At 62.8% G+C, this 23595-nt stretch carries 23 protein-coding genes and 1 pseudogene; 8 read left to right on the top strand and 16 right to left on the bottom strand.

The window, feature by feature from the left end:
* The 3 genes from MOV61_RS18005 to thiD form a co-directional block, all read left to right on the top strand.
* Positions 1-214 (top strand): hydroxyethylthiazole kinase (locus MOV61_RS18005; RefSeq protein ID WP_247137562.1); only part of this gene is annotated, 214 nt, incomplete at its 5' end.
* Entirely contained in the window at positions 211-849 is a 639-nt protein-coding gene (thiE, locus tag MOV61_RS18000) for a thiamine phosphate synthase (protein ID WP_247137561.1), read from the top strand. The genes MOV61_RS18005 and thiE, both read left to right, overlap by 4 nt.
* The gene (gene thiD / locus MOV61_RS17995) at positions 846-1652 is read left to right on the top strand and encodes a bifunctional hydroxymethylpyrimidine kinase/phosphomethylpyrimidine kinase (protein ID WP_247137560.1); all 807 of its coding nucleotides are present in this window, start codon (positions 846-848) and stop codon (positions 1650-1652) included. The genes thiE and thiD overlap by 4 nt, the downstream gene beginning before the upstream one ends.
* A gap of 18 nt (positions 1653-1670) precedes the next feature.
* On the opposite strand, the gene MOV61_RS17990 is transcribed toward thiD, so the two are convergent.
* The 5 genes from MOV61_RS17990 to MOV61_RS17970 form a co-directional block, all read right to left on the bottom strand.
* Positions 1671-4247: a response regulator gene (locus tag MOV61_RS17990; protein WP_408962398.1), complete on the bottom strand. Its 2577-nt coding sequence runs from the start codon at positions 4245-4247 to the stop codon at positions 1671-1673.
* A gap of 670 nt (positions 4248-4917) precedes the next feature.
* The gene (locus MOV61_RS17985; protein WP_247137559.1) at positions 4918-5310 is read right to left on the bottom strand and encodes a type II toxin-antitoxin system VapC family toxin; all 393 of its coding nucleotides are present in this window, start codon (positions 5308-5310) and stop codon (positions 4918-4920) included.
* Positions 5310-5552 (bottom strand): type II toxin-antitoxin system VapB family antitoxin, encoded by a 243-nt coding sequence (locus tag MOV61_RS17980; protein WP_046599400.1) that lies wholly within the window; start codon positions 5550-5552, stop codon positions 5310-5312. Before MOV61_RS17980 ends, MOV61_RS17985 begins: the two co-directional genes overlap by 1 nt.
* A 66-nt stretch (positions 5553-5618) precedes the next feature.
* Positions 5619-6134 (bottom strand): invasion associated locus B family protein, encoded by a 516-nt coding sequence (locus tag MOV61_RS17975; RefSeq protein ID WP_309493816.1) that lies wholly within the window; start codon positions 6132-6134, stop codon positions 5619-5621.
* Between the two features lie 308 nt (positions 6135-6442).
* Positions 6443-7228 carry a methyltransferase domain-containing protein gene (locus MOV61_RS17970; RefSeq protein WP_247137557.1) on the bottom strand — a complete coding sequence of 262 codons (786 nt, stop codon included), beginning with the start codon at positions 7226-7228 and terminating at the stop codon, positions 6443-6445.
* A 115-nt stretch (positions 7229-7343) separates the two neighbouring features.
* Here MOV61_RS17970 and MOV61_RS17965 point away from each other — a divergent pair, with 115 nt between their 5' ends.
* The 3 genes from MOV61_RS17965 to MOV61_RS17955 are packed head-to-tail and all read left to right on the top strand — an operon-like array spanning position 7344 to position 10303.
* Positions 7344-8480: an ABC transporter substrate-binding protein gene (locus tag MOV61_RS17965; protein ID WP_247137556.1), complete on the top strand. Its 1137-nt coding sequence runs from the start codon at positions 7344-7346 to the stop codon at positions 8478-8480.
* A 6-nt stretch (positions 8481-8486) separates the two neighbouring features.
* Positions 8487-9557, top strand: a complete 1071-nt coding sequence (locus MOV61_RS17960; RefSeq protein ID WP_247137555.1) for an iron ABC transporter permease — start codon at positions 8487-8489, stop codon at positions 9555-9557.
* Positions 9551-10303, top strand: a complete 753-nt coding sequence (locus tag MOV61_RS17955) for an ABC transporter ATP-binding protein (RefSeq protein WP_247137554.1) — start codon at positions 9551-9553, stop codon at positions 10301-10303. Before MOV61_RS17960 ends, MOV61_RS17955 begins: the two co-directional genes overlap by 7 nt.
* 105 nt (positions 10304-10408) lie before the next feature.
* Here MOV61_RS17955 and MOV61_RS17950 read toward each other — a convergent pair whose 3' ends face one another.
* The 8 genes from MOV61_RS17950 to greA form a co-directional block, all read right to left on the bottom strand.
* Complete coding sequence (locus tag MOV61_RS17950) at positions 10409-11128, bottom strand: ABC transporter ATP-binding protein (protein WP_247137553.1); 720 nt, start codon at positions 11126-11128, stop codon at positions 10409-10411.
* A complete protein-coding gene (locus tag MOV61_RS17945) occupies positions 11125-11874 on the bottom strand; it encodes an ABC transporter ATP-binding protein (RefSeq protein WP_247137552.1) in 750 nt (249 codons plus the stop codon). Before MOV61_RS17945 ends, MOV61_RS17950 begins: the two co-directional genes overlap by 4 nt.
* Positions 11874-12911, bottom strand: a complete 1038-nt coding sequence (locus tag MOV61_RS17940) for a branched-chain amino acid ABC transporter permease (RefSeq protein WP_040124002.1) — start codon at positions 12909-12911, stop codon at positions 11874-11876. The genes MOV61_RS17945 and MOV61_RS17940 overlap by 1 nt, the downstream gene beginning before the upstream one ends.
* Complete coding sequence (locus MOV61_RS17935; RefSeq protein ID WP_247137551.1) at positions 12908-13765, bottom strand: branched-chain amino acid ABC transporter permease; 858 nt, start codon at positions 13763-13765, stop codon at positions 12908-12910. Before MOV61_RS17935 ends, MOV61_RS17940 begins: the two co-directional genes overlap by 4 nt.
* A 250-nt stretch (positions 13766-14015) precedes the next feature.
* Positions 14016-15194 (bottom strand): ABC transporter substrate-binding protein, encoded by a 1179-nt coding sequence (locus MOV61_RS17930; RefSeq protein ID WP_151046690.1) that lies wholly within the window; start codon positions 15192-15194, stop codon positions 14016-14018.
* 300 nt (positions 15195-15494) lie between these two features.
* Complete coding sequence (locus MOV61_RS17925; RefSeq protein ID WP_247137550.1) at positions 15495-16718, bottom strand: LysR family transcriptional regulator; 1224 nt, start codon at positions 16716-16718, stop codon at positions 15495-15497.
* A 92-nt stretch (positions 16719-16810) separates the two neighbouring features.
* Positions 16811-17743, bottom strand: a complete 933-nt coding sequence (locus MOV61_RS17920; RefSeq protein ID WP_247137563.1) for an MYG1 family protein — start codon at positions 17741-17743, stop codon at positions 16811-16813.
* A 125-nt stretch (positions 17744-17868) separates the two neighbouring features.
* Positions 17869-18351 carry a transcription elongation factor GreA gene (gene greA, locus MOV61_RS17915; RefSeq protein ID WP_247137549.1) on the bottom strand — a complete coding sequence of 161 codons (483 nt, stop codon included), beginning with the start codon at positions 18349-18351 and terminating at the stop codon, positions 17869-17871.
* Between the two features lie 220 nt (positions 18352-18571).
* Between greA and MOV61_RS17910 the strand changes: the two genes are divergently transcribed.
* Positions 18572-19225, top strand: a complete 654-nt coding sequence (locus MOV61_RS17910; protein WP_247137548.1) for a glutathione S-transferase family protein — start codon at positions 18572-18574, stop codon at positions 19223-19225.
* Positions 19226-19319: 94 nt separating this feature from the next.
* Here MOV61_RS17910 and MOV61_RS17905 read toward each other — a convergent pair whose 3' ends face one another.
* On the bottom strand, positions 19320-19886 hold the full coding sequence (locus MOV61_RS17905) for a TetR/AcrR family transcriptional regulator (RefSeq protein ID WP_247137547.1): 567 nt from the start codon (positions 19884-19886) through the stop codon (positions 19320-19322).
* A gap of 90 nt (positions 19887-19976) precedes the next feature.
* Here MOV61_RS17905 and MOV61_RS17900 point away from each other — a divergent pair, with 90 nt between their 5' ends.
* Positions 19977-20993 (top strand): NADP-dependent oxidoreductase, encoded by a 1017-nt coding sequence (locus MOV61_RS17900; RefSeq protein WP_247137546.1) that lies wholly within the window; start codon positions 19977-19979, stop codon positions 20991-20993.
* An 86-nt stretch (positions 20994-21079) separates the two neighbouring features.
* On the opposite strand, the gene MOV61_RS17895 is transcribed toward MOV61_RS17900, so the two are convergent.
* Positions 21080-22249 carry an ABC transporter substrate-binding protein gene (locus MOV61_RS17895; protein ID WP_247137545.1) on the bottom strand — a complete coding sequence of 390 codons (1170 nt, stop codon included), beginning with the start codon at positions 22247-22249 and terminating at the stop codon, positions 21080-21082.
* A gap of 445 nt (positions 22250-22694) precedes the next feature.
* Positions 22695-23595: pseudogene (gene repB / locus MOV61_RS17890) on the bottom strand (plasmid partitioning protein RepB); the annotation flags it as partial.

The following is a 23595-nucleotide window of genomic DNA, read 5'->3' as shown; positions in this document are numbered from 1 at the left end:
CTGCTCGCTCACCTGCCTGGTCGGCGCCTTTGCGGCAAGCACGGACGATCCCTTCGAGGCGACGGTCGCCGCACTCGCGATGTTCGCGGTCGCGGGCGAGGAAGCGGCCTTCACCGCCTCCGGTCCCGGCTTCTTCTCGCCGATCTTCCTCGACCGCCTCGCGGCGCTGACCGGCGAGACGCTCGATGCCCAGGCAAGGGTCGTCGCAGCATGACCAAAACCTTCGACCTTTCCGTCTACCTCGTCCTCGATCCCGATCTCTGCCGCGAGATCGGCATGGTCGAGACGGCAAGGCTTGCCGTCGCCGGCGGCACCACCATGGTCCAGCTGCGCGACAAGCAGGCGGACACGGCAAAAATGATCGAAACCGGCCGGGCGCTGAAGGCGGTACTTTCCGGAACCGGCGTGCCCCTGATCATCAACGACGACGTGGAGGCAGCAATCGCGATCGGCGCCGAAGGCCTGCATGTCGGCCAGAGCGACATGGCGGCAGTGATAGCGCGGCAGCGTGCCGGCCATGGCATGATCCTCGGCCTTTCGGTCGAGACCGAGGACCTGGCGCGGCGAGTGGATTCGTCGATCGTCGATTATGTCGGCATCGGTCCGGTGTTTGCGACCGGCACCAAACCCGACCACAAGCAGCCGATCGGTTTCGACGGGCTTGCACGCATCGTCGCCATGGCGCCGGTTCCGGCAGTCGCGATTGGCGGCGTCAAGGCGGAACATGCCGGCCTCGCACTGGCCGCCGGCGCAAAGGGTATCGCGGTGGTCTCCGCTATCTGCGGCCAGCCCGATCCGCAGGCCGCAGCCCGCGGAATTGCCGCGGAAATCGAAAGGGTACGCACATGAGCATCAAGAATGTCCTGTCGATCGCCGGTTCGGACCCTTCCGGCGGCGCCGGCATCCAGGCGGACCTGAAAACCTTTGCGGCCCGCGGCACCTATGGCATGGCGGCGCTGACCGCGCTGACCGCCCAGAATACCCAAGGGGTCACCGGCGTGCATGCGGTGCCCGCCGCCTTCGTCGCAAACCAGATCCGCACCATCTTTCTCGACGTGCGCGTCGACGCGGTGAAGATCGGCATGATCGCCAATGCCGAGATCGCCGAGGCGGTTGCCGACGTGCTGCGCCCTTATCGCGATACCGTGCCGATCGTGCTCGATCCGGTGATGATCGCCAAGGGCGGCTCCCCGCTGCTGGCGCTCGACGCGGTGGATGCCGTCACCTACAAGCTGATGCCGCTCGCCACCGTCGTCACCCCCAACCTCCCCGAAGCCGCAGCGCTGCTCGGCGAGACGGTCGCCACGACCCGCGAAGAGATGGCAGCCCAGGCCGAGCAACTGCTGAAGATCGGGCCCAAGGCAGTCCTGGTGAAGGGCGGTCATCTGGAGAGCGAAGACAGCCCGGATGTGCTGGCGGACGCCACCGGCATCCACTGGTTCGAGGGCAGACGCACCGCGACCAGCAACACCCACGGCACCGGCTGCACGCTCTCGAGCGCAATTGCCGCCGAACTCGCCAATGGCGCTTCGGCGGCTGACGCGGTTGCGATCGCCAAGACCTATCTCGCCGGCGCCATCGCCGCCGCCGACACCCTCACGGTCGGCACCGGCCACGGGCCGGTATCTCATTTTTACGCGTGGTGGTGGTGAGGGCGAGACGACTGGTTCTCAGCCCTTCTGCACTGCAATCTTCTCGAAGGCGATTGCGATTTCCTGGCTGCCATAGGGCTTCTTCAGAAGCACTGCTCCTTCTACTTCCGCCTCGGCGGGAATGCGGTCGTTGCCGGTCGCGAACACGATGCCGACATCGGGAGATAACTTGCGCGCCTGCTGCGCGAACTCGCCGCCGGAGAGACCCGGCAGGCCGAGATCGGTGACCACCACGTCGAAGCTACGCTCCTCTATCATGATGATCGCCTCTTCCGCCGTCGAGGCCTCGGAAACCTCGTGGCCCAGCTCGGTCAGAAGATCGGCGGTGCTCATGCGGATCAGGAAATCGTCCTCGACCAGCAGCACGGAATAACGCGGCGTGACCGGTCGCTGCCCGATCACCGGGGCGACAGGTTTGGCCGCGAACGACGCCCTCACCCGGTTGCGATGCTGCTGGCCGTTCAGCACATGGCGTATCTTCCGCGCCAAGGCTTCGCGGGTATAGGGTTTCGACAGCAGCTCGACGCCGGAATCGAGCCGGCCGCCATGCACGATCGAGTTTTCCGTATAACCCGAGGTGAACAGCACGGCGATATCCGGCATCCGCTCGCGGGCGTGCCTGGCAAGCTCGGTGCTCTTCAGCGGCCCCGGCATCACCACGTCGGTGAACAGAAGATCGACCGGCACGCCGCTTTCGATGATACTCAGCGCACCCGCCGCGTCCTTCGCCTTCAGCACTGCATAACCGAGATCGCCGAGCAGCTCGATGACGGTGGCGCGCACCTGCTCGTCGTCCTCCGCCACCAGAATGGTTTCCGTGCCGCCGGTCACCGGGCCGAAATCGGCGTCGGTCACCAGATCCTCGCTGCGCTGGATGCGCGGGAAGTAGATCTTGACGGTCGTGCCCTGGCCGACTTCGCTGTAGATCTTGACGTGCCCGCCGGACTGCTTGACGAAACCGTAGACCATGGAAAGGCCAAGCCCGGTGCCCTTGCCGACGGGCTTGGTCGAGAAGAACGGCTCGAACACCTGTTCCATCACCTCCGGCGTCATGCCGGTGCCCGTGTCGGTCACCGCCAACATCACGTATTGGCCGGCCGGCACGTCCGCATGCTGGCGCACGTAATTGTCATCGAGGAAGGCGTTGCCCGCCTCGATCGTCAGCTTGCCACCGTCTTCCATCGCGTCGCGTGCATTGATCGCGAGGTTGAGGAGTGCATTCTCGATCTGGGTCGGGTCGACCAGAACGTTCCAAAGACCGCCGGATCGGATCGTCTCGACCTCGATATCCTCCCCGAGCGTGCGACGCAGCAGTTCTTCCATGCCGGTCAGGAACCGGCCGATATTGACCACCTTCGGTTCCAGCGGCTGGCGGCGGCCGAAGGCGAGCAGCTGGCTGGCGAGCTTGGAACCACGCTGCACGCCGGCAAGCGCATTTTCCACCCGGCGGCCAGCCCGCTGGTTGCCGGCGACGTCCTTGGCGAGAAGCTGAAGATTGCCGGAGATCACCTGCAGCAGGTTGTTGAAATCGTGCGCGACACCGCCTGTCAACTGGCCGAGCGCTTCCATCTTCTGGCTCTGGCGCAGCGCCTCTTCCATCTTCATGCGCTCGGAGATTTCGGAGGCGATCTTCTGTTCGAGGCTGGCATTCAGCACCTGCAGCGCCTCCTCGGCGCGCTGGCGTTCGGCGAGGTCGCGTTCCGCGGCGCGGAAAAGCCGCGCATTGTCGATGGCGATCGCCACCTGGCCGGCAGCCCCCACAACCAGCCGCTCATGCTCCTCGCGGAACTGAGCCGGTTCGGCATGTCCGAAGAACAGGCCGCCGATCACCTCGCCGGAGCGCGAGATCACCGGAACCGTCAGATAGCTGCGTACCGGCAGATGGTCCTTTGGCATGCCGAAATACGGATCGTTCCGGCCGTAGCGCGGATCCGCCATGATATCGTCGGAGCGGATGACGCCCTCGCCGCTGAATGTCGGCGCGAAAACGGCCGTGTTGCGCGGCATCGGAAAATTTTCGAATGCCGACCGGGGAACGCCGGACAGCGCATAGAGCATATAGCTTTCGCCGCGGTCGTTGACCACGTTGTAGAAGAAGGCTCCAAACTGTGCGCCAGTCAGTTCGACGCCGGCGTCGGTGGTCATCTGCACCACCTTTTCGAGGTCGAGTTCGGCGGAAAGTTCAGCGCCGAGCCGGTTCAGCACCTCGAGATGCCGGGTTTCCTTGAGAAGCGCGATCTCCGCCTTCTTCTGATCGGTGACGTCGCTGCCCTGGATGAATATCCCGGTCGCCTGGCCGGCATCGTCGACGATCGGCTGATAGACGAAATCCACGAAACGCTCTTCCGGCGGCAGGCCGGGCCGGCGCGCCAGCCTCACGCTCACACCCTGGCCTAGATGGGGACGGCCGCTTCTGCGAACCTCATCGAGCAGGTCGGAAAAACCCTGTTCGGCCACTTCCGGCAGGGCTTCGCGGATGGGGCGCCCAAGCAGGTCCCGACCGCCGACGAGGCGCATATAGGCGCCGTTCGCCATTTCGAAAACATGGTCCGGTCCGGTCACCATGGCCATGAAGCCCGGCGCCTGATCGAACATCAGCCGCAGACGCTCGCCTTCCCCCTGAAGCCGCCGCTCGGCGCGAACCTTGGCCGTGTTCTCGACGACGATCGCCACCACGCCGAAGGGCTTGCCGGCCTCGTCATAGACCGGAGAATAATAGAGGTTCATGAAGGCGGAGGCCGGCGTGCCGGAGCGGTCGAGGACCATCTCCTGGTCGGAATAGGCAAGCGTGCCACCGGCGAAACAGACCTTCATGACGTTGTCGTTGAAGTCCGCAACTTCAGGCCAGCCCTCGCGCACCTTGCATCCGAGGATGCCGGGATGGCGCCTTCCGGCAAAATCGGAATAGGCGTCGTTATAGATCATCACGCCGTCCTCGTTCCACAACGTGACGATCGGGACCGGCGAACGAAGCATGAGGGAAATCGTTGTCTTGAGGCTCTGCGGCCAGGTGGCGATCGGCCCGAGCGAAGTGGCTGCCCAATTGAAAGCCGCAATAAGACGGGCCATTTCGCCGCTGTGGGAAAGAAAGGCTGTCTCGGCAGTCGAATGATTCATCATCGGGCTTTCGGCGGCGATAGGCGCTGTGCTGCCGTCTTACATGACAACGATCACCTGGGACAGCCTTTTTGACAATCGTCAACTAGGGTGCCGCCGCAAAAAAGCCATGGGCGCAGGCGGCTATTTTCGACACAGTCCGAAGGCTTCAGGCCAAGTCCGTACGGGCAAAGTCGTCGCCCTTGTAGAGTAGCGACAGGCCGCGGTTTTTAGCGCAGGCATAAGAGAGACAGTCGGCGAGATTGAGCTGGGCTGGGTGTCCCCTGCCCTCGCCGTAATCCCGGAATGCCCGGATCGCCAACTCGCCATCGGCTTCCTCGATAGGGACGATCTGGATTTTCGTCTCTTTGAAGAAATCAGATAGACCCTGCTCAATGACGAGGGGATCCTCATCGAGCTTCGTCGACAGCCTCATGGCAGCCTCGAGCACGACCAAAGCACTGGTGCAGAGGTTCTCCGCCGCTTCGATCTTGCTTATCCACTGTTGCGCATCCTCCTCTTTGGAAAAGATCGCGACGATGACGGAGGTATCGACGAACACTAATGACCCCACATCTCGTCGATTTCTTCCTTGGTCATGTCCCGCCCCTCTCCACCCTTGATGGCGTGAAGGCGATCGACGATTTTCATCACACGTTCCTGAAGGGGCGCTTCCGCCTGCTCCTCTCTTGAAAGCTTCTCCTCAAGCGCCTCGATCACCGCCTCGGTCATGCTAACATTACGTTTTTTGGCAAGCCGCTCCGCGAGTTCTCGGGCGCGGGGATCCCGTATCTGCAGGTTCATGGCAATTGCTCCAATCGTTGTCATGACAGATAACACATCCGCCATGACAACGCGAGCGAAACCCTGTCAGCCGCAGCGCCCCGCCTGGGTCAATGCCGCGCTCACGCCGGAAAGCGAGAAGGTGTAGCTGGTCTGCGTGCCGCGCTGGGAGACCGCTTCGAGCGTCATGCTGCTTCCCGATTTCATCGCCGCGACAAGAGCGGCATCGGCGCTCTCCTGCTTCGTCCAGCCGGAATTGCCCTTCGGCTCCAGGGCGAAGGTTCGGCCGTCTACGGTGACCGTCATCTGCGATCCGCCCTTGAGATCGTAACCCATGATCGCCTGCGGATAGAATCCGGATCCGGAAGGCCTTGGCGCAACAAGGAAGAAGTTGTCGCCGTGATCGACATTGGCGGGCTGCATCTGCGTCGGCGTGGTCAGCACGTAGCAGGTCGTGCCGCCGTCGCCCTTGTAGGAATAGAGACCCCAGGCGTCGAATTTTTTCACCATGCTCGGGATGGGCTGGGCAAGGACGGGTGCTGCGATTGCGGAAAGAGCGAGCGCGGAAAGGGCGAAAAGCTTGATGGACAATCTTGTCTCCATGGTCGGAAATGGCGAGGGAGCCGCGGCGGCGATGGCCGCGCGCAGAAGATAGCCCATTCAAAAATCGATCGGTTATCACAAGGTTAATTGCATCGGGCGCAGGACCCGAAATGAGGCACTCGCGAGGCCCGGATGAGGCCGGATCGTGATCCGCGTTACTTTGCGCTTCCCCCGGGTTTCGGGGAAAGCGGCCAAAGGTTAATGCTCGCGGTCACAGCCCGGTCACAATCATGTCAGGCGGCCATAAATGCTGTGCATATTTCCGGTGGATCGAAGGTGGCCGCCACGGGCCACCTTCGATCGGAAGGTTATTCCGGCTTTGTCGCGCAGATGGCGAAGCGTTCCTGAACCATGCGCTCCAGCCCGCGCAGGAACGGCATCTTGCGGGCCTGGGCCCAATGGATGTCCGACAGCTTGCGGTCGACCACGATGTTGACGAAACCGGCCTTGGTCAAAAGATCGACCACCGCTTCGGCCGGCATGGCGTCCGAGAAATAGACGCGCGAGCGGATGTTCTGGTGACGCGCCGCCATGGCCGGCGTCATGTGGCTTGCGGCCGGCTTGCCGGTGATCCTCGACCAGAATTTCTGCAGGCCCTTGACCCAGGTCTCCTTGCCCATGTTGCCGTCGAGGATCAGCACTTTGCCGCCCGGCTTCAGAACGGAGAACCATTCCGCGAAAGCGGCCGGCGGATCGACCAGCGTCCAGACCAGATGCCGATTGGTGATGACATCGTAGCTGTTCTTCGGCTCCATCGTATTTTCCGCGTCGCCGGACACGAAACGGATATCGGCACCGCGTTTCTTCGCCTTGGCGCGCGCCTGGCCTAGCATCGCATCCGACCAGTCAAGCCCGGTGACCTTGAAACCGACGTCGTTCATCAGATGCGAGATGACGGCGGTGCCGCAGGCAAGATCCAGAGCGGCGCGGCCGGTGCCATCGCCCAGATGCTTGCGGATCAGCCGCTGCCAGCCCTTGCGTTCTTCCTCAGAGAAGATTTCGTGGCCGACACTCTCGTCGAACGTCGACGCCCTCTCAGACCAGAAGTCGCGGATTTCATCTCGGATGGAATAGTTGGAGTTCATTGAATTCATTATAGGCGCCCCGATAGTCAGACTACTTTGGAAGAGCTCTAAAACATAGAACTTGATTCCAAAAGTCATATTTCATATGCATGCGGACATTATCAGACATCGGGGGAGTTTCCAGATGAATTTCGCGAAAATGCTTGCAACATCAACGGTTGTGCTTGCAAGCCTTTTACCGTTTTCCGTGCTGGCGCAGTCGTTCACCGTCAAGGACGTCGCCGGCCGTGAGGTGAAGTTCGACAAGCCGGTCGAGCGCGTTATTCTCGGCGAAGGCCGGATGCTCTATTCGGTCGCCCCGATCGAAAAGGAAGATCCTTTCGCCAGGATCGTCGGCTGGCGCAACGACCTGCTCACCACCGACAAGGATGGCTACGATGCCTATCTCGCGAAATTCCCGAAGGGCAAGGAACTGCCGTTCCTCGGCAACCTGACCGACGGCACGCTACAGACCGAGACCGTCGTCAAGCTGAACCCGGACGTCATGCTTTTGCCGATCGGCAACAAGAAGGCCGCGGACGAGGTGAAGCTCGAGGACATGCTGAACAAGATCGGCGTGAAGATCGTCTATATCGACTTCCGCGAACACATTCTCGACAATACCGAACCGAGCCTCAAGGTTCTCGGCCAGATCTTCGGCCACGAGGATCGCGCCGCAGCCGTCGCCGCCTATTGGAAGCAGCAGATGGCCCGCGTGACCGATAAGCTGAAGGCCGCCAACCCGAAGAAGCCGAATGTCTTCATGTATCGGGCGGCCGGCCTGGTCGAGTGCTGCGGCACCTTCGGCCCGGACAATTTCGGCCTGATGGTGGATTGGGCCGGCGGCCATAACCTCGGTTCCGACTTCCTGCCGGGCTATACCGGCTCGATCAATGCCGAGCAGGTCGTCGCTTCCAATCCGGACGTCGTCGTCGTCACCGGCTCGAACTGGAGCCAGACCAAGGACGCCAAGGATTTTGTGAATGTCGGCCCGAACGCGGCTCCCGCATTCGACGGCAGCCGCAAGGCGCTGGACGCCCTGATGCAGAATGCGGCCTTCACCGGCTCCAAGGCTGCCGCAGGCGGCAATGTCCACGCCATCTGGCATCAGTTCTACACCAGCCCATACCAGTTCGTCGCTGTCCAGCGGATGGCAAAATGGTTCCACCCGGAGCTGTTCGCCGATCTCGATCCGGATGCGACCTTCAAGGAATTCCACGAGAAATTCCTGCCGGTTCCGTATCAGCCGGGTTACTGGATCGACGCCAAGGCGGCGAAGTAACCCGATATGGCCGAGATCGCCGCATTGCCGATCGAAGCTGAAGCCGGGCGGGAGCGCTATCGCGCCCTTGCCCGCCGCAAGCTTGTGATCCTCGCTGCCATGACAGCCGCTCTTTGTCTGTCGTTCGCCGTCGATCTCGCCTGGGGGCCGGCCCGCTACAGCCTCGGCGAAGTCGTCGCCGCGCTGATCGACCCCTCCTCCGTCTCGGCCCAGATCCGCGCCGTGGTCTGGGATATCCGCATGCCGGTCGCCGTCATGGCGATCGTCGTCGGCGCCGCGCTGTCGGTTGCCGGTGCCCAGATGCAGACCATTCTTGCCAATCCGCTCGCCAGCCCGTTCACGCTCGGCATCTCGGCCGCCGCCAGCTTCGGCGCCGCGCTGGCGATCGTCACCAGCGTCTCCATCCTGCCGGTTGCCGCCACCCTGCTCGTGCCGGCCAATGCCTTCGTCATGGCGCTGATCGCCACGCTGTTCATCCATTTCATCTCGCAGATGCGCGGCGTCTCGGTGCAGACGGTCGTGCTGCTCGGCATCGCGCTGGTCTTCACCTTCAACGCGGCTCTCGCCTTCCTGCAATATCTTGCCTCCGAGCAGGCGCTGTCGGCGGTCGTCTTCTGGACCATGGGCAGCCTTACCAAGGCGACCTGGCCGAAGATCGGCATCACCCTTGCCGTCCTCTTGATCGCGCTGCCGCTGTTTGCCCGCCACGCCTGGGCGCTGACCGCGATCCGGCTCGGCGAGGACAAGGCGGCGAGCTTTGGCGTCAATGTTCGGCGCATCCGCCTCGAAACTATGCTGATCATCTCGTTGCTCGCAGCCGTGCCGGTCAGCTTCGTCGGCACGATCGGTTTCGTCGGCCTGGTCGGCCCGCACATCGCCCGCATGATCCTCGGCGAAGACCAGCGCTTTTTCCTGCCGGGCTCGATCCTGTCGGGAGCGCTGCTTCTGTCGGTCACGTCGATCGTCTCGAAGTCGATCATTCCGGGCGTCGTTTTTCCGATCGGCATCATCACGGCGCTGGTCGGCGTGCCGTTCTTCTTCTCGCTCATCCTCTCGAATCGGAGCCGGTCATGGTAGCGATGCAACTGCAATCGGTCGGCGCCTATCACGGCCGCAAATTGTTCGTGGAAGACGTGACGACGCCGGTCATGAAGGCGGGAGAGCTGATCGCAGTCATTGGCCCCAACGCCGCCGGCAAGTCGACGCTGTTCAAGCGCATCACCGGCCTTCTGAAGGGACCCGGCAATATCGTCATCGATAGCGCGAAGACGAAGAACGCCATCACCTACATGCCGCAGGACACCTCGGCCAATGCGGTGCTGACGGTCTACGAATCCATTCTTCTTGCCCGTAAGCAGGGCCAGTCCTGGAGCGTCAGCGACAGCGACCTCTCGTTCATCGACGAAATCATGCGGGCGCTCAACATCACCGCCATCGCGTTTCGGGATCTTGGTGCGCTCTCCGGCGGCCAGCGCCAGCTGGTGTCGATCGCCCAGGCGCTGGTTCGCGAACCGGAAATCATGCTGATGGACGAGCCGACCAGCGCGCTCGATCTTCACCGGCAGGTCGAAGTGCTCGATTTCATGCAGCGCCGGGCGCGCTCGAAGGGCATGATCGTGATGATCGCCATCCACGACCTCAACCAGGCGCTGCGCTTTGCCGACAAGGTTCTGGTGATCGCCAACGGCCGCATGCGGGCTTGCGGTTACCCGCGCGAGGTCGTCACCGTGGACATGCTGCGCAACGTCTACAAGGTCCATGCCCGCATCGAGAAATGCTCGATGGACCACGACCACGTGATCGTCGACGGAACGGCGCACTAGCCGGCCGCTGAATGTAGCGTGCAGGGCTGCGTGCGGTTTAAGAACCATTAGGCGCCGGAACCGCACAGCACGTCGGCGATAAGAATGACGCCTGCGCTTCCCGAACTAGTGCCGGACACCCTTTTCGACGGTCAGATGCCGGCCGAGAATCTCTTCATTGGCGAGCAGATCGGCGCTGGTGCCCTGGTAGACGATCGCGCCGCGATCGAGGATCACGGCGTCGTCCGAAAGCGGCAGCACCTTGCGGGCCTTCTGCTCGATGATGATAGCTGACATGCCCTCGCCTTGCGTGATCCGCTGGATCGCCGCAAGCAGTTCGTCGACGATAATCGGTGCAAGACCCTCGGTCGGCTCGTCGAGGAGAAGCAGTTTCGGATTGACCATCAGCGCCCGCCCGACCGCCAGCATCTGCTGTTCGCCGCCGGAAAGCTGGTTGCCGAGGTTCTTGCGGCGCTCTTTCAGGCGCGGGAACATCGAATAGACCCGTTCCAGCGTCCAGACGCCGGGGCGCGCGATCGCCGTCATGTTTTCCTCGACGGTCAGCGACTTGAAGATGTTGCGCTCCTGCGGCACCCAGCCGATGCCCGCCGCGGCACGGCGGTCGGCGCGCAGTTTGGTGACGTCGCGCCCCATCAGGTGGATCGAGCCCGAATGATGGGTGGTGACGCCGGCGAGCGTATTGACGAAGGTGGTTTTGCCCGTGCCGTTGCGGCCGAGCAGCGCCAGCGTGCGACCCTCGCGGATCGTCAGGCTGATACCGGCGAGAACGCTCGCCTCGCCGTAACCCGCGACCAGTTTTTCGGTGACCAGAACCGGGGCGCTCATGTGTTTTCTCCGAGATAAACCGCCTTGACGCGCGGATCGGTGGAGATTTCCGCAACCGTTCCTTCGACGAAGACGGCGCCCGCCACCAGAACCGAGATCCGGTTGGCGAACGAGAAGACCAGATCCATGTCGTGCTCGATCAGCAGCACGGTGACATCGGCCGGAAGGTCGGAGACGATCTGCAGCACTTCGTGCCGCTCGTCTTCGGGCACGCCGGCCGCCGGTTCGTCGAGCAGCAGCACGCGCGGTTTGGAGGCGAAGGCGAGCGCGATCTCGAGCAGGCGCTGCTTGCCGTAGGGCAAGATCACGGTGCGCTCGCCCATGACGGAGGCAAGGCCGAAACGGGCCAGCAGGGCTGCCGCTTCGTCGACCACCTTGCCGTAACCGGCGATCGAACGCCACAGATTGTGGCCGACGCCCTCGCGTTCGGCGATCGCCAGCGCCACGGTTTCGAGCGGGGTGAACTCGTTGAACAGCTGGTTGATCTGGAAGGTGCGGGTGAGCCCGCGCTTGACGCGACGGAACGAGGCCATCGAGGTGATGTCCTCGCCTTCGAGGAAAACCTGGCCTTCCGAAGGCGGCAGCACGCCGGTCAGGAGGTTGATCAGCGTCGTCTTGCCGGCGCCGTTCGGGCCGATCAGCGCGTGGCGGGCGCCGCGCTCCACCTTCAGGCTGACGTCATTGGTGGCAAGGAAGGCACCGAAGCGGCGCACCAGGTGCCTGGTTTCGAGAACGATCTCGCTCATCAGCGGTCCTCCTTCTTCGAGAGGCGCTCGGGCAGGTATTCGACCCAGCGCGACAGCCGGTCACGGCCGACCAGCACCAGTATGACGAGCAACATGCCGATATAGAACATCCAGTATTGCGGGGTGATCACCGACAGCCAGTCCTTGACCAGCGTGAACAAGATCGCCCCGAAGATGCCGCCATAGAGATAGCCGGTACCGCCGATGACGAGCACCAGCAGGACGTCCGCCGAGCGGTGGAAGGCGAGTACGTCGGGGGAAACGAAGGCGGTGGTCTGGGTCAGCAGCGCTCCCGCCATGCCGGCAAATACGGCCGCGACCGTATAGGCGGTGACGATGCGCTTGCGGGCCGGCACGGCGACCATGGCGGAGCGCATCGAATTGCCCTTGATCGCCTTCAGCGACAGCCCGAAAGGCGAAAAGGCAATGCGGCGCATGATCATCGTACCGATGAAGAGCACGCCGACGCAATAGAGATAACCGACCTTGCCGAACAGGTCGAACTCGAACATGCCGAGGATAGGGCCGGGCGAAAAGCCGGAAAGCCCGTCGGCGCCGCCGGTCAGCCAGGCCATCTGGTTGGCGACTTCCGCCATCATCAGGCCGATGCCGAGCGTGGTCATCAGGCGGGTAAGGTCGGAGCCGCGCAGGATGAGGAAGCTGGTGAGCAGGCCGAGCACGCCGGAGGCGACGCCCGCGACGATCAATCCGGTCACCGGTTCGGCAAAATAGTGCTGCGCCATCAGGCCCGCCACATAGGCGCCGAGGCCGAAGAAGGCGGTGTGGCCAAGCGAGACGATGCCGGCGAAACCGAGCACCAGGTCGAGCGATACGGCAAACAACGCGAGGATGGCGATCTCGGTGAGGATCAGCATCTTCGACGGCAGCAGGAAGTAAGCGGCGATCGCGGCGATCCAGACGATGATCTCGTAGAAGCGGATGCGGCTCCGTCGCTTCATCAGCTTGGCAGCACGGGTCTCGGCTGCAGCGGTGGAGGAATTTGCGGACACGGTGGTTTCCTGAGGAAGAACGCTCATCGGCCGCCCCTTGAGAACAGGCCGTTCGGCCGCACGATCAGCATGACGATCATCAGTCCGTAGATGACGAAGGGACCGATCGCCGGCACGTAATATTTGCCGGCCACGTCGGCAATGCCGAGCAGCAGAGCGGCGAGGAATGGGCCGGAGACCGTGGACGTGCCGCCGACGGAGACGACGATGAGGAAGTAGATCATGAATTTCAGCGGGAAGTTCGGATCGAGCCCGAGGATTTCCGCGCCCATCGCCCCGCCGAGGCCGGCAAGGCCCGAACCGAAGGCGAAGGTGAGCGCGAAGACGAGCGGCACGTTGATGCCGAGGCCCATGGCGACGCGCCGGTCGTCGACGGCTGCGCGCAGCCGGCTGCCGAAGCGGGTCTTCGAGAGGATGAGCTGCAGCGCAAGCGCCAGTGCCGCGCAGACGATAATGGTGAAGAGCCGGTAACGGCCGACGCCGACGCCGAACACATCCATACGGCCGGAGAGTTCCGGCGGCAAGTTGATCAGCTGCTGCTGGCCACCCATAAAATAGTCGGTCGCGGCGATCGCCATGAAGACGATGCCGATCGAGAAGAGCACCTGGTCCAGATGGCTTGCCTGGTAAAGCCACTGGTAGAGCGTCCGTTCCAGCACAAGGCCGATCAGCGCCGAAACGATGAAGGCCGCCGGCAGGCACCAGTAGAAGGAGATGCCGTAGCGGTTCATCATCACCACGGTCACGTAGCCGCCGGCCATGGCAAAGGCGCCATGCGCCAGGTTGATGAAGTTCATCAGCCCGAGCGTCACCGTCAGCCCGCAGGCCAGAATGAAAAGCAGCATCCCATAAGCGATGCCATCGAACAGGATTGTCAGCATATAAATCTTCTCTGCGAGGCCCTGTTGCGAGCGATGATGTTGCCCGGCATTGTCGCCGGGAAAACGACGGGGCTCAAGTGCCTTGACCTTCTTGTTATGAACCTGCCCTTCATCCGCCTGCCGGCACCTTTCCCCCGTCAAGTCGTGGAGAAGGCTTATGCCGCGCCGGTTGCGGTTCCCCCCTCGCCCCGTTTACGGGGAGAGGGTGCGCCGAGCGAAGCGGAGGCGGGGTGAGGGGCTATCCCTACCCTTACTTGGCGTCGGCCTTTTCGGGATCCTTGAGATCCTTGAACGTCTGGAACTCGACGTTCTGCAGCTCGCCGTTCACGTCCTTGACCTCGCGGATGTAGATGTTCTGAATGATGTCGCGGGTTTCCGGATCGATCGACACGGGACCACGCGGGCTCGTCCAGGAAAGGCCCTTGACGGCTGCCATGAAGGCCGGACCCGTGACATCGCCCTTGGTCTTTTCGAGCGCTGCGTAGATCAGCGCCATGCCGTCGAAACCGCCGACCGACATGAAGTTCGGGCGCATGTCGGCATTGGCCTTCTTGAAGGCTGCGACATAGGCCTTGTTTTCCGGGCTGTCATGCGCGGTGGCATAAAAATGACCGGTAATGGTGCCGATTGCCGGCTTGCCCATCGAGTTGAGGATATCGTCGTCGGTGACGTCGCCTGTCGCAATCAGCTTGATGCCGGCATCGGCAAGGCCGCGGTCTGCAAACTGCTTCATGAACAGCGAACCGGCACCCGACGGCAGGAACACGAAGACCGCATCGGGCTTGGCGTCACGGACGCGCTGTAGGAAGGGCGCGAAATCGGGGTTGGCGAGCGGCACGCGCACGGCCTCGACGATCTCGCCGCCCTTGGCCTTGAATTCCTTGGTGAACCACTTCTCGGCATCGATGCCCGGACCGTAGTCGGAAACGAGCGTCACCACCTTCTTGATCTTGTTGGCGGCAGCCCAGGTGCCGACAGGCAGCGAATATTGCGGCAGGGTGCCGGAGGTGCGGGTGATGTATTCCGACGCCTTGGTGATCGAAGCCGTGCCGGCAGCCATCACCACCGACGGGATCTTCGCCTGGGTCGCGACCGGCGCAACCGCCATGGCAAGCGGCGTCAGGCCGAAGCCGGCCAGAACCTTGGCGCCGTCGTTGACAACCAATTCCTGGGCGATGCGGCGGGTCTGGTCGGCCGTGCCGGCGTCGTCGCGGATGACGAGTTCGATCTTCTTGCCGGCGACGGTGTCGCCCTTCATCGCCATGAAGGTCTTGGCGCCGGCCGAAACCTGGCGGCCGGTCGATGCGAACGGACCGGTCATCGGCAGGATGAGGCCAATCTTGATGGTTTCCTGGGCGGCCGCCGGAATGGCAGCCAGGCAACTGAGCGCCACGCCTGCCGCTGCGATGAGCGTTCTTCTATTGAGCATGTTTCCCTCCTCCTCAGAGCGCGATATTTTCTTATAGACGCCTTGCCGGACAGCATCCGGGCTTTGAGCTCGGGCCCTGTCATAACTGGTAGCCTATATCGTAGACGGTCGATATGTCAGTCAACGGGCCCGGGTGCCTTGGCGCCCCGCCGTTTTCAACTTTTCGTTAACCTCCGGGGGGTGAAACACCGCGATGCCCGCCCCAAACGCCAATCTCTCCACCTGTCTGGCGCATTTGCACATTAGCTGGCCTGCGTCTTCAGGCTTAATCAGTTCATCTGCCGGACTTATAAGTTCTGGTTATAGCGATCGATCGGCCGGACGCTCGGACCAGGTCGGCAGAAGTTCCAGAAACGCCTGCTGTGCCGCCGTCGGCAGCCAGTCCCTTCTCGTCGTCACCCCGATCGGCCGCGACGTGTGGCTGAGATCAAAGGGCAGCGCCCGCATCAGCCCGCGGGCGATCTCCGCTTCCGCCTGAAGGCGGGAGGTGCAGCCGAGATGGTCGCTGGAATCGAGAAGCTCGCGCATCAGGATCAGTGAGCCGGTTTCGACGATGCTCTTCGGCGGCCCGCTTGCCGAACCGGTAAAGACGCTGTCGAAATACCGACGCATCGGTGTGCCGCTCTGGTTGACGACCCAGGGGAAGGCCGCAAGCTCCTCGACCGTCAGCTCCGCCCGGCCGGCCAGCGGATGCGCCTGCCCCGAAACCATGACCACCGTGTCGTGAAACAGCACCTTCTGCTCCACATCGCCGATCGGCGCCGGCACCCGAAGCGCGCCGAGCATGAAATCCACCTCGCCGCGGCGAAGAGCGCCCAGCAGGTCCGGGTAAGGACCCTCCTGGATCTGGATCGGCAGGTTCGGGCGGATCTTGCGGAAACCGGCGATCGCCTTCGGCAGTACATAGGATTTGGCAAGCGGCGTGGCGCCGATGACGATCTGGCCGATCTCGGCCGCCGTCAGTTCCGCAAGATCCGCATCCGCCTGTTCGAGCTCGATGAAGGCAAGCCTTGCCGCCTGGGCAAGCGCATGGGCCGGGCGCGTCGCGACGATGCCGTAGGAGGTCCGTTCGAACAGCGGACGCGCCGCCTCCTCTTCGAGCTGGCTGACGGCGCGGTAGACCGCCGGCTGGCTGAGGCCCAGCCGGGCCGCCGCGAGCGTAAAATTCTCGGTTTCGCGGACCGCGATCAGCGATTTCAGCTGCGCGGTGGTCGCCGTCACCCGCAGTCTCGGCGACAGTTCCGACAGGGCGGGATCGAGGTATGCGAAGGCGCGCTTGATGCGCAGCGCCAGGATTTCACCGGCGCCGTTGGCAAAGATCCGCTGCGGCGTGCGGGAAAACAGCGGCAGGCCGGCGGTTTTTTCGATCTTCGACAGCGCCTGGGTGACCGCCGGCTGGGAGACGAAGCAGAGCTCCGCCGCCTTTGTCACCGAGCCGGTATCGACGACCGCGAGGAACGCCCTCAGATGCCGGAGGCTGTGATGCAGGATCGTGGATGACGACGCGGGCCGCGAGAAACTCATGATGGACTGTTCTAGCACATCTGGCCGACGCCGGAAGCGGAAGCCCGGCTCTCGACCGCGCCTCCTTGGCTGCCGCCCGTTCCCTGTCGCCCTTACCTGGTCCCGTTGGAAACGGCTTCCCTGACCGCCAATTCGGCCATGGCGAGCGCCGCCTCGCGGGTCCTGGCAGCGGCAATGAACCGGCCATTATGGCAGAAGCTCGCGCCCTCGACGCCGCAGGCTGCCTCGAGATCGCGATCGGTCAGGCCGGCCCAGGCCGCCGGCAGATCGGCGCGCACCTCGAAACCTTCATCCGCGCGGCGGATGGTCGTGAGGCACCAATCCTTGTCGCGCGGGTGAACGACGAACAACAGGTGATCGGCGCCCGCCTTGACGATTGCCGGGCGGAACGGCATTCCCGCCGGCAATTCGAGAATGCGCCCCTCGCCCGTATCGACGATTGCCTGGTGCACGAGCGCCTCGGCCCGCAGTTTGGCAGCGCTTTGGGCAATCCGTGCCTCGACGAAACTGCCGGCGATCGCAAGTGCCGCGTGAAAGGCGCGGTTTTCTGCTTCCGGGTCTTTTTCGTCGAACACGGGTTTCAGGGTTTCCAGGAGGGATGGCAGAGTGAGCCCGGCCAGTGGTCCCGCAATCGAGGGGCTGAGCGCGCCATTGTCCATCAAATCGATTGGCAGCACGAAGCTCGCATCGAAAGAAGCGTGCAAGGCCTCGATATGCGCCTGCGGAAGGCCGAGGGCGGCGAGGTAATCGCGGCCGTAATGTTCCCAGACCAGTCCGAACGAGCTGTAGGGCTGGCCGTCCCCGCGCAACGGCGCACCGCGCTGGTGGTGATCGAAAATCTGGGCCGCAGCGTCATAGGCGCCGCCGACGTCGTAGATGATGCGGTCGGCACCAGGCGTGATCCATTCCGGCGCCCGGCTGCGAACGATCCGAGCCTTTGGGAAAAGCCGGCTCAGGACGACGCTCGACAGCAGTTCGTCGGCATGGAAGCCACCCGAATGGGTGACGAGAAAAGCTGGGATCATGCCGGGATGCGCCTCGTGGTTCTCGGAAGGTTCGTTTGCGGTCAGCACCTGATAGCCATTGCCGAACGCCTGCTCAACCCGTCATCCGCCCGTTTGAACACGTATACAGCGGCCATATGGGCGTTTCAGGAGATTGCAAGGATCTCCAGCTCCTGTCCGCCGGCCTCGACGACATCTCCGACAGCCTTGCCCGTCAGCAGCCTTGCGACCGGCGAAACGAAGGAAATCGATCCGGCCTTGGGGTCCGCTTCATCCTCTCCGACGATCCGGTAGGTCTGGACGCGCCCATCGTCGCGGCTGAAGGTCACGGTGCTGCCAAAGGCGACATTGTCGGATGAGGTCGGATCCGGGACGAGCTGTGCCGTGTGAACTCTCGCTGCAAAATAGCGCGCGTCGCGCAACGGATTTGCCTGCTGGCGCCGCCGTTCATTGATGTCCTCGATCGCGCTCGCCGCGCCATAGGCCTCACGCGCCTGCGCGAGCTGCAGTTCCAGCGCCTTCAGCCCCGCGTCCGTCACAAGGTTCGGATGCGGCGAAATCGGACGATCCGGCAGCAGGGTTTCCGAAGCGGTTTCGGAACTCTCTTCCTTGGTGAAGGCAACGCTCAATCTTAAAACTCCGTCTGTTTGCAGGGCCTCCTGCGGTACCTGGGCGGTCACCCGCCTCTTTGTCAGAACCATGCATACGATGACAATGGACGAACCGCCAACTCGATCCATGTTCTGCGGAACTGTGTTTGGACCGACTGCGAGGATTATCTTGGGCAAAGGGTGTCGGAATCCCGTTTAGCCGACCGTCTTCAAGACAAACAAGCTGCGGAGAGCACCAATGACCATTACCATTACCGCCTTTGAACAGTCGCCCGATCGCGGCAGAGGGCTGGCGCGCGACATGCGCATTCGCTGGGCGCTCGAAGAAGCGGGCCAGCCTTATGACGTTCGTCTTCTGTCGTTCAAGGCGATGAAGGAACCTGCGCATCTGGCGCTTCAGCCTTTCGGGCAGATTCCGACCTATGAGGAAGCCGATCTCGTCCTGTTCGAATCCGGGGCGATCGTGTTGCATATCGCCGAACGCCACGGCGGCCTGCTGCCGGAAGACGTAAATGCCCGGGCGCGGGCGATCGCGTGGATGTTTGCCGCGCTCAACACGGTGGAGCCGCCGATCTTCGACCGCAGCCTCGTCCGGATCCTCGAGCGTGACGAGCCCTGGTATGAGCAGCGTTTGCGCGCGCTCGACGGCACCATCCGCAACCGGCTGGCCGACCTTTCCCGCCACCTTGGCGACGCCGACTGGCTCGATGGTGCGTTCAGCGCCGGCGACCTGCTGATGGTGACGGTGCTGCTCAGATTAAAAGCATCGTCGGATATGCTGGACGACTACCCAAACCTCTCCGCCTACACTGCCCGCGCCGAAGCACGCCCCGCCTACAAGCGCGCTTTCGACGCTCAGCTGGCAGTGTTCAAAGCGGCATCGGCCGTCTGACAAAGGGCTGCGTGGGGGACCGGCACCCGCGTGCAACTGCGATCCCCACCGACGCACATCGTGACACTCATGCGTCCCATTGGCGTATTCACTCTCAAGAAACAGCGGGCTCTTGTCGATCCGTCAGGATCGCGCTCGATATAACGTCGAAAAGATGATCCGCGCGCGGCACAAGCGGAGGCTGGTCGGCGAGCCACGCCAGGGCGCTGATCAGCGCGAACAGATCATTGCCATCCATGTCGCCTCTCGCCACGCCTTCCGCCTGGGCACGGACAAGAAGCCGCGTGCCGGCTGCGCGCAAACTGACGCATGAGGCATGGAGCGCGGAGCCTTCATCCGCGATTGCCGCAACCATCGGCGCAATGGCGCCGCTATAGGTGTGGGTCATCGCGATGGCCTCTCGCAGCCATGTCACGAGGGCGTTTCCGGCGTCTTCCCATTTTTCGAGTTCACTCGCCCTTTGCGCCGACTCATCGAACTTCGTGCGAAGCAAGGCCTCAAGCAGCGCTTCCCGGGTCGGGAAGTGGCGATAAAGCGTGCCAAGCCCTACGCCCGCCTTGCGAGCAACGTCGCGCAACGACGCGTCGGCGCCCTGTTCGGTGACAACGCGACGAGCGACGGCGAGTAGCTGCTCGTAGTTCTTTTTGGCGTCGGCTCGCATCGCACCCCTTGACAATCGGAACAGTGCTCCGGATATAAAACGGAACAGTGCTCCGCATTAGTTAGCACACCTGCCGCGACGGAGAAAGCGATGTCGACCGAGACAATGAAAGCCATCCGGATTCACGAATACGGCGGCCCTGAAGTGCTGCGCTATGAGGATGCGCCGAAGCCGGAATTGAAGCCGGGGGAAGTCCTCGTTCGCGTCCATGCCATAGGGATCAACCCTCCCGACTGGTATCTGCGCGATGGCTACAAGGCGCTTCCTCCGGAATGGCGGCCGCAGGTGCCTTTCCCGATCATCCTCGGCACGGATGTGTCCGGCGTTGTCGAGGCGGTGGCTGATGACGTCAGGGGGTTTTCCGTCGGAGACGACGTCTACTCCATGGTCCGCTTTTTCAGCGTCGGGGAAAGCAGGGCCTATGCGGAATATGTCAGCGTGCCGGCGTCGGAACTTGCGCTCAAGCCCGCCGGCATCGATCATGCGCATGCCGCCGGAGCGCCGATGTCGCTGCTGACAGCGTGGCAATTCATGATCTCGCTGGGGCACGATGAACCGAACCCGCTTCAGCCGCATAAACATCAGCCGGTGCCGCTCGAAGGCAAGACCGTCCTCGTCAACGGCGCGGCAGGAGGCGTCGGGCACTTCGCGGTGCAGATCGCGAAATTGAAAGGTGCGCATGTCATCGCCGTGGCATCCGGCAAGCATGAGGCGCTGTTACGGGAACTCGGTGCCGATGAATTCATCGATTACACAAAAATGCCGCCCGAGGAGGTTGCGCATGACATCGATCTTGTCGTCGACGCCCTGGGCGGACCCACCACCGGCCGTTTCCTGCGCACACTGAAGCGCGGCGGCGCCTTGTTCCCGGTCTACCCATTAGGCTTTTCCGGTGCCGAGGAGGCCGAAAAGCTCGGCGTCACCGTCTCGACCACCCAGGTTCGTTCGAGCGGAGTTCAGTTGGGCGAACTCGCGCGCTTGCTCGACGACGGGACGATCCGCGTCGTCCTCGACAGCACCTATCCGCTCGCCGACACTCGCAAGGCTCATGAACGAGCCGCCAGGGGGCATATCCAGGGCAAGATCGTGCTCACGGTCGGCGCGTGAGTACGAAACCGTAAACGCATCCCCTACTCCAAACGAAAACGGCGGACCGAAGCCCGCCATTCCTGTCTGAGTGAGATCAATCCGCCTTACTTGGCGTTCGGGTCCTTGATCTTCGGGAAGGTCGCGAACTCGACGTTGTAGAGTTCGCCGTTCACTTCCTTGACTTCGCGCATGTAGATGTCCTGGACGATGTCGCGGGTGGCCGGATCGATGGTGATCGGGCCGCGCGGGCTTACCCAGGTGGCACCCTTCATGGCTTCGATCAGCTTGGTGCCGTCGGTATCGCCATTGGTCTTCTTCAGCGCCATATAGGCGAGCGTCATGGCGTCATACCCGCCGACACCCATGAAGTTCGGGCGCATGTTGTTGGTGGCCTTCTTCACCTGGGCGACGAAAGCCTTGTTTTCCGGGCTGTCATGCAGGGTCGAGTAGAAATGGCCGGTGATCACGCCCTTGGCGGCCGGACCCATGCCGTTCAGCAGGTCGTCATCGGTGACGTCGCCGGTGGCGATCAGCTTGATGCCGGCGTCGGCCAGGCCGCGGTCGACATACTGCTTCATGAACTGCGCGCCGATGCCGGCCGGTACGAAGGCGAAGACCGCATCCGGCTTGGCGTCACGGACGCGCTGCAGGAAGGGGGCGAAATCCGGGTTCGCCAGCGGAACGCGGATCGCCTCGACGATCGTGCCGCCTTCCTTCTTGAACTGGTTGGTAAAACCCTGCTCGATATCGATCCCCGGACCGTAATCGGAGACCAGCGTCACGACCTTCTTCAGATTGTTCTGCACCGCCCAGGTGGCGACCGGAACGGCGGACTGCGGGCCGCCCATCGAGGTGCGGACGTAATATTGCGACTGCGGCATGATCGCCGAGGTCGTTGCCGAGGTGATGATCGCCGGGATCTTCGCCTGGTTGAGAACCGGCGCGACCGACATGGCAAGCGGCGTCAGACCAAAGCCCATCAGCATCTTGGCGCCGTCATTGACGACGAGTTCCTGGGCGATGCGGCGGGTCTGGTCGGCAACACCGCCGTCGTCGCGCAGCACGACTTCGATCTTCTTGCCGGCGACGGTATCGCCATTCAGCGCCATATAGGCCTTGACGCCCGCTTCGACCTGGCGGCCGGTGGACGCGAACGGGCCGGTCATCGGCAGAATGAGGCCGATCTTGACCGTTTCCTGCGCGGATGCCGGAATGGCAACGAGACCGCCCATGGCGAGACCTGCCGCAGCCATCAATGTTCTTCTGGTAATCATTCTCTTTCCTCCTCTAGACGACCTGTTCTCAAAGCTCCTCGTGACAGACCGCGTCCTCCTTGCGGCCCCCAGCCCATCACAGCCTGTGGGATATATCGGGGACATTGGAACCAACAGTCAACGGGTGACGATAGCCTCAAATCCCACTTGCTTCCGTTTTCGCTAACCGGACAACCCGGCCAGACATTCCAGCCGTAATTCCGAGGCTACTTTACGGATTCATGTATACAATTTCGCCTTTAACAGCGTTTCTCGCGGAAACCGGCTGCTCAAATCGATCGGCGCCGATCAAAATTTGCGCGCCTGAAGAAAACCCGCATGAAAACGGAATTCCCCCACTCGGCCAGGAAAGTTGCCGGCCAGCCCTGTTTCCCTCCATCCCCTTATACTAGCAATAGGTCTGTATACATTGCCTGTCAATATTAGCCTTTAGCGTGACGAGGCGTCAGGCCTTGTCGGCAGAACGATCCGAGACAAACTGCTCGTAACGTTCAGCCAGCAATGCCGCCGCCTCGTCGATGAACGCGGCATCGACATCCGGCGAAAACTCGATGCGCCGAACCTTGCCATCGCGCCTGACGCGGGCGAAAACCTTGCCGCTGCTGTCCTTAAGCTCTTTCGGTTTCGGCGCCTCCGGCTTGATCCGGCGCAACAGCCGGTCGAAGAGGAACTGGAAGCGCTGATCGCTGCCGGCCGCCTGGAACCGCTGAAAATGGATCTCGTCATGGGCGGCGTTCTGGGCAGCGCCCGATTGCAGCATTTCGCCGAGCTTCATCCACCGGTCACGGCCGGCCTTTGGCGCCGGGCCGATGATGCGGATGAAATTTTCCGGAATGCCGTCCACCACCTGCATCAGGCGCGACAATTCGCTCTTCTGCACCGCGAGCGCATCGCCGATCACCTTGCGGTCGAAACCGCGGCTCGCGAGGTTTTTGGCAAACAATCCGCGCTCGATGAAGGTGAGGTTGCGGCGTTCGGCATTTTCCTTGCCCTGCGCCAGCACCAGTTCGTCGTCGGACAGCGGCCGGACGATCGCCTTGACCTCGATCCCCAGGCGAGCGGCGGCGCGCACGCGGCGGTGGCCGTAGGCGGTCTGGTAACGGCCGCTTTTGTCCGGATGCGGGCGCAGCAGCACCGGCACCTGCTGTCCGCTCTCGCGGATGCTGTCGATCAGGGCTGCGAAATCCTCGTCGTCGCGATCGTCGAGCCGCAGCCGATCCTCGATGAAGGAGGAATCGATCTTGTCCGGATGGACGGCGACGACTCGTTCGCCGTCACTGAGCGCCTAGCGCAGCGCCCGCGCCTCATCCGCATCGCGGGTCATGGTGCCGAGCGACAGGCCCATC

The sequence above is a fragment of the Neorhizobium sp. BETTINA12A genome, from assembly GCF_023006485.1.
Classification (GTDB): Bacteria; Pseudomonadota; Alphaproteobacteria; order Rhizobiales; family Rhizobiaceae; genus Neorhizobium.
Note: the sequence above shows the minus strand (reverse complement) of the source record. Positions and strands in the feature narration are given on the sequence as shown.

Bases quoted from the DNA above. Each gene is read 5' to 3' on its own strand.
- thiE (WP_247137561.1), top strand. From the start codon at position 211: ATGACCAAAACCTTCGACCTTTCCGTCTACCTCGTCCTCGATCCCGAT.
- MOV61_RS17910 (WP_247137548.1), top strand. From the start codon at position 18,572: ATGACCATTACCATTACCGCCTTTGAACAGTCGCCCGATCGCGGCAGA.
- MOV61_RS17895 (WP_247137545.1), bottom strand. From the start codon at position 22,249: ATGATTACCAGAAGAACATTGATGGCTGCGGCAGGTCTCGCCATGGGC.
- MOV61_RS17935 (WP_247137551.1), bottom strand. From the start codon at position 13,765: ATGCTGACAATCCTGTTCGATGGCATCGCTTATGGGATGCTGCTTTTC.
- MOV61_RS17945 (WP_247137552.1), bottom strand. From the start codon at position 11,874: ATGAGCGAGATCGTTCTCGAAACCAGGCACCTGGTGCGCCGCTTCGGT.
- MOV61_RS17975 (WP_309493816.1), bottom strand. From the start codon at position 6,134: ATGGAGACAAGATTGTCCATCAAGCTTTTCGCCCTTTCCGCGCTCGCT.
- MOV61_RS17905 (WP_247137547.1), bottom strand. From the start codon at position 19,886: ATGCGAGCCGACGCCAAAAAGAACTACGAGCAGCTACTCGCCGTCGCT.
- MOV61_RS17925 (WP_247137550.1), bottom strand. From the start codon at position 16,718: ATGAGTTTCTCGCGGCCCGCGTCGTCATCCACGATCCTGCATCACAGC.
- MOV61_RS17955 (WP_247137554.1), top strand. From the start codon at position 9,551: ATGGTAGCGATGCAACTGCAATCGGTCGGCGCCTATCACGGCCGCAAA.
- MOV61_RS17990 (WP_408962398.1), bottom strand. From the start codon at position 4,247: ATGTTCGATCAGGCGCCGGGCTTCATGGCCATGGTGACCGGACCGGAC.
- MOV61_RS17900 (WP_247137546.1), top strand. From the start codon at position 19,977: ATGTCGACCGAGACAATGAAAGCCATCCGGATTCACGAATACGGCGGC.
- MOV61_RS17920 (WP_247137563.1), bottom strand. From the start codon at position 17,743: ATGATCCCAGCTTTTCTCGTCACCCATTCGGGTGGCTTCCATGCCGAC.
- MOV61_RS17980 (WP_046599400.1), bottom strand. From the start codon at position 5,552: ATGAACCTGCAGATACGGGATCCCCGCGCCCGAGAACTCGCGGAGCGG.
- thiD (WP_247137560.1), top strand. From the start codon at position 846: ATGAGCATCAAGAATGTCCTGTCGATCGCCGGTTCGGACCCTTCCGGC.
- MOV61_RS17960 (WP_247137555.1), top strand. From the start codon at position 8,487: ATGGCCGAGATCGCCGCATTGCCGATCGAAGCTGAAGCCGGGCGGGAG.
- MOV61_RS17970 (WP_247137557.1), bottom strand. From the start codon at position 7,228: ATGAATTCAATGAACTCCAACTATTCCATCCGAGATGAAATCCGCGAC.
- MOV61_RS17965 (WP_247137556.1), top strand. From the start codon at position 7,344: ATGAATTTCGCGAAAATGCTTGCAACATCAACGGTTGTGCTTGCAAGC.
- MOV61_RS17940 (WP_040124002.1), bottom strand. From the start codon at position 12,911: ATGAGCGTTCTTCCTCAGGAAACCACCGTGTCCGCAAATTCCTCCACC.
- MOV61_RS17950 (WP_247137553.1), bottom strand. From the start codon at position 11,128: ATGAGCGCCCCGGTTCTGGTCACCGAAAAACTGGTCGCGGGTTACGGC.
- MOV61_RS17930 (WP_151046690.1), bottom strand. From the start codon at position 15,194: ATGCTCAATAGAAGAACGCTCATCGCAGCGGCAGGCGTGGCGCTCAGT.